5 protein-coding genes and 1 pseudogene are annotated in these 4,102 nt (G+C 48.2%); 5 read left to right on the top strand and 1 reads right to left on the bottom strand.

Translation table 11 applies throughout. The features are described 5' to 3' along the window. Positions 1-271 precede the first annotated feature (271 nt). The 4 genes from LC574_RS29435 to LC574_RS29420 all read left to right on the top strand — a co-directional run bounded on the left by LC574_RS29435 (position 272) and on the right by LC574_RS29420 (position 2,881). Entirely contained in the window at positions 272-886 is a 615-nt protein-coding gene (locus LC574_RS29435) for a hypothetical protein (protein WP_229457160.1), read from the top strand. Positions 887-897: 11 nt separating this feature from the next. Next, positions 898-1,896 carry an ATP-binding protein gene (locus LC574_RS29430; protein ID WP_229457159.1) on the top strand — a complete coding sequence of 333 codons (999 nt, stop codon included), beginning with the start codon at positions 898-900 and terminating at the stop codon, positions 1,894-1,896. Positions 1,897-1,942: 46 nt separating this feature from the next. Then, positions 1,943-2,500, top strand: a complete 558-nt coding sequence (locus tag LC574_RS29425; RefSeq protein ID WP_229457158.1) for a metal-dependent hydrolase — start codon at positions 1,943-1,945, stop codon at positions 2,498-2,500. A 69-nt stretch (positions 2,501-2,569) separates the two neighbouring features. Continuing rightward, a complete protein-coding gene (locus LC574_RS29420) occupies positions 2,570-2,881 on the top strand; it encodes a hypothetical protein (protein WP_229457157.1) in 312 nt (103 codons plus the stop codon). A 40-nt stretch (positions 2,882-2,921) separates the two neighbouring features. On the opposite strand, the gene LC574_RS29415 is transcribed toward LC574_RS29420, so the two are convergent. Further along, on the bottom strand, positions 2,922-3,137 hold the full coding sequence (locus tag LC574_RS29415) for a hypothetical protein (RefSeq protein ID WP_229457156.1): 216 nt from the start codon (positions 3,135-3,137) through the stop codon (positions 2,922-2,924). Positions 3,138-3,848: 711 nt separating this feature from the next. On the opposite strand from LC574_RS29415, the pseudogene LC574_RS29410 reads away from it, so the two are divergent. Further along, positions 3,849-4,102: pseudogene (locus LC574_RS29410) on the top strand (hypothetical protein); the annotation flags it as partial.

Genomic DNA, 4,102 nt, shown 5'->3' with positions numbered 1-4,102 from the left:
TTCGATTTTCAGGTTTTAGCAACATTTTTGAATTTCTATTAGAAAATAAAGCTTCAAACCTTGATTGAGTAATAGTTTCAGTTTCCCGCTTCGATTATTGTTTTCTGAGAGTGATGAAAGAGCGCTAGATTAGTAAACCGTAATTACCACAGCACTGATTTTATTACTTTGTCGGGTGAAGCTTCACAATACAACCCGTAATCTTACCGTACACTCCGGCAGACTGTACGCCAGATAATAGAGTGAAAAACTGGCATACAATAAGCGGATTATGGCAGACAATCAACCCGATAACATCCAAACTGACGGCGAAGATTCTCAAAAAGAAGAAAATTTTTCTAAAATTTCCATATTAGAATTACAAAAAAAATATGGGATTCAGCGCGATTCCTTTTATGCCAGGACACGATACCTTCGGATTACAACCTGGAAAGAGGGCGGTAAAGCTTATCTGGATGCCGGACAGACTGCCCACATGGACGCACTACACGACCACATCAAAGCTACTGGTGGACGGATGGAAGGCTACCCAGTACCGGAGCCATCCGGGCCGGTCGAAGAAGAGCAATCAACATCTAGTACTCTGGCAGTGGCAGAAACTCAGCAGCTATCCACTACATCTAACTATGCACCCAAGCAGAAGCGATCGCAGTCATCCCAACAAGTTGATGATGTCGCAGCTATCGTACAATCTGCACAAGGTAAAGCAGCTGGTACGCTAATCGCAGAGAATATACTCGCTCGTCACTTTATCGAAAATCCAAACCTATTACCAGATGAGCTAAAAACTAAAATCAAAGAATCGGGGGAAATGCCAAGCATTGACCCTTTCGCTTACGCAGACTCATTGATCAGCGCCGCAATGGGTTCTATCAGCGCAGCTTAAAGTTTTTGGGAATGCTGGCAACTGGGGCGATTATTGCTGTTAATGGGTTGAATCCCTTGTCATTATTGACATTGGGTATAGGTGGAGTATTAGCGATGTCTAGCGACAAGCTGCTTCGCATCTACGCTCCCAAGCTCACCCCCAAAGTTTCCTCTCTTGATGAGACAGCACCAACTGAACCAGACATAATACCGGGAGAATTCCGAATCTATCGACAAGCTGAACTCAACCGAACTACAGCCTCACTCAAAGCGAATGGGGCTATTCTCATAGCTGGTGAAGACGGAAGTGGTAAATCTGTACTAGCTGGTGCAGTTGTAGAAAATTTGCAGGATGAAGGTTACATGGTGGCCTTCATCGAACCTGCCACCCCTAAACAAATGTTGCTAGAAATAGCACATCAATTTGATATCCCTACAGAAGACCTAGAAGGGAAATCATTAACACCCGACAAGTTGAAGCGAGAAATCGCCACTTTCTTAGAGTCAAACACAGCTTTTCTCATATTGGACGATGCCCATTGCTGCGATGCAAAATTTAGAATGTGGCTAAAGCAGTTGCGACGAAGTGACGCGCCTATGCTTCTCTTGGCAACTGACCCGCCACGTACCGACATCTTTATCAACATTCCCCGAATTGAACTCAAACCCCTGCCAGAGTACGCAATTCGGGAAATTATGGTACAGGCTGCGGCGGAAAGAGCGATCGCACTTAAACCCTCAGAACTCGCCAAACTCCAAGAACGTGCCGGGGGCAACCCAATGCTGGCAATCCGCGCAGTGGATGAGGAATATTTGGGGCTAGAAGTCGAGTCCGGCGACCACCGTCGCTATTTTGACATCACGCCTTTAATACTCCTGGCGGGTATAGCTTTCGTAATTATGCGATTTATCGGGTTAGGGACTGGCGATCAAGCATTGTACATTTTTGGAGGTATCGCGGCGGCTGTGTTCCTCGGTCTTTCCCGTCTCCTGTATAATCTGCCACCAGAAGATAGGAGGATACGCTAGTGCTAGGAATATCTCATCTACTAATTAGCGGCACAGCTACCAGTTTATGCCTGGAACTGCTAACCCTGCTGTTATTGCAGTAGGTGCGATCGCTGGCTTACTCCCAGACATCGACATCTCCACCTCACCCGCCGGTCGGGTTTTGCCTTGGATAAGCAGATTTTTTGAAACCAGGATGCCTCACCGCAGCTGCACTCATAGTTTAGTTGCCAGTGGTGCGATCGCTCTATTGACCTTCAGCGTAAATAACTCAGGCGGAATCTTAACCCAATTCAACAGGTTAATCGCTTCCCCTTCTGGCGTACAGCACATTTTTAATGAATCTGGCAGTACCCACTTAATCAAAGCCAACATTAAGGGGGTAAGGACGGGCGATCGCTCTAAGATAAACGGGCAATATCTAATTATCCAGTTGCAGGGAACAGGGTTTTTAGTCCAAAGTGACGACGAGCGGATATTCGAGCGTGTTGTCGATGACGTTTTCTACCGTGTAAACCCGGAAACGGGTGAACGGGAGGACGTACTTTATGCAAAAGATGTTATCAAAGAGATCGAGAAAGAATCCAAAAAATCGGATTCTGACTCGGAGTCCGAAAACCCGTAACTAGCGTCTAACTAGCGCAGTCCCTAGCCCCACTAGGGGCTGCTAGTCTTCTTTTCACTAAATTAACATATGGACATTTGTATTCCTGGTTATTTAAGGATTTTTCATCATCAACAAGGGCACTGGCAGCACATCATAGGGGATTCATTCTACAATCCAGAAGGTGAGCCGCCTGACCTTGAATTTGCCACCCGCAAATATGATATTTCGCGTGAGGATCTGGCAATCGAGCTATTTCGGGCGAATGACGGAAGGGCAGGGTATTGCATCGGCGACTTAAAGCAAAAGCGATTTTATTACTGCGGTGTTGATGTCGAGTCGGTACGCGAAAAACTGCGATCGCTCGGCATTGGGCGCTCTGATCCAATGGAGAGTCAATGATTAAATCCCCAAAGAAAGAGGGCCGAAGCCCCCAAATAAACTAACGAGCAAGAACCAAGCGGCCGCCAAACCGACGCGCCAACCGAGGCCGGCCTAAGCAAACTCGCACAACCACAGCCGGAGACAAACACGGAACCGACACCCGCCAACGCCGCCCAGTAAAACGAACGACACAGAAGGAACCAGGCCCGAAGAACTGACCCGCCGCCGCCGCAGCAAAACGCACCGCCGCCAACTCAAACGCGAACGAACACACACACACCCAACTAGAAAACGCACGAGACGACGGCCGCACCACCGCAAGCCCAAGGCCAGGGAATGAGCGGGCCAACTCGACAACCTCAACCGCCAAGGGAGCGGGACAACCGACGAACGACCGACGAGCAATAACCGACATAACCGAAACTCCCAGCGAAAGGACATGACCGGGAAACCCCCAGCCCCCTTTTTTAAGCGGAGGGGGTCAAGGGCGCAAAAATGCGGAACGAAGTGGAGCCAATATAAAATGCGTTCGCGTAGCGTGCCGAAGGCAAGCAACCTCAAGCCGCGTGCATTTTACCCTTGATACCCGTAGCCATAATGGAAAAGCTGGGGTAGCCCTGCGGCGATGAGCGCTCCCCTTGGGGCGGGGGGGGACATCGACCGACGCAGGAGGGAGTCAAGAAACAAACTGCGTAGCAATTTATCATGCAATCATACTGCTACTTGCAGGTCACTAGTATCCGTATTTTTCCCAGATATAGCCCCTGGTTGTAATACCCATGCGGCGATCGCGTGGCTGCCTATGTGACAGTTTAGAAAACCGTCTACAGTTGTAAACCTAGGGCGACAGTTGTAAACCCAGGGCGACAGTTGTAAACCTACGGCGACAGTTGTAAACCCAGGGCGACAACCAGAGGCTGAAACCCTTGTAGAAGAAGAGTCCCAAAGCTCTAAGGGGCAAATTCAGGCACATTTAGTAAGGTTAGTGATTCCTGATTACGATCCAAACCGCGATCGCATTCCGGTTTGTCAAGGATGCAATAAATTTGACAGACACAATTTGATGGAATATGGGGTACTCGATACTCGCTTTGACTTATTTCTATGCAAAAAACTAGATCGAATTGCTCGTGACGATTGGAAACAGGTTACAGAAAAGCAATTTGAAATGTTTAAACAGCGAGTTAATCAAATTGCTAAAACGACCAGTACCGGCGTTTTCTGCCGGCGCTGGGCTTC

This window comes from Nostoc sp. CHAB 5715 (genome assembly GCF_020829685.1).
Taxonomy (GTDB): Bacteria; Cyanobacteriota; Cyanobacteriia; order Cyanobacteriales; family Nostocaceae; genus Nostoc.
This window is presented reverse-complemented; position numbering and strand designations above follow the sequence as displayed.